Annotated in this window: 1 pseudogene; it reads left to right on the forward strand. The window is 64.2% G+C overall.

Annotated features, from left to right (window positions below):
• Positions 1-15: 15 nt before the first annotated feature.
• Positions 16-338: pseudogene (locus U5760_RS31590) on the forward strand (glycoside hydrolase family 19 protein); the annotation flags it as partial.

Below are 338 nucleotides of genomic sequence, written 5' to 3' on the forward strand. Positions count from 1 at the left end.
ACGGCTGGAACGCGCATGGCGCACATCGAGGTGTTCTGCGACGGGAGTATCAAGCCGTTCATCAAGGCTGGGCGCGACTGGGTCAACACCAATTGCGCGAACGCGACCCAGTGGAGCCAGCTTGGCCTGTCCGCAGACCCGACGATTCTCCGTATTGACCGTGGGACCACGCTATACGACAGAGACCCCAGCGGAAGCACGCCGCCGCAAAAGAGTGACCATGCGAAGCAAACCGATGTCATCCAGGCCTATCCGTTCGCCGCCCTGCCGCAGGACGCGGCGCACCTGTTCACGGAGACCGCGCCCGGCAGTGACGGCGCGAAGCGTCGCTGGTGGAA

Origin of the sequence: Paraburkholderia sp. J12 (genome assembly GCF_905220215.1) — a bacterium.
In the GTDB taxonomy this organism is placed as follows: domain Bacteria; phylum Pseudomonadota; class Gammaproteobacteria; order Burkholderiales; family Burkholderiaceae; genus Paraburkholderia.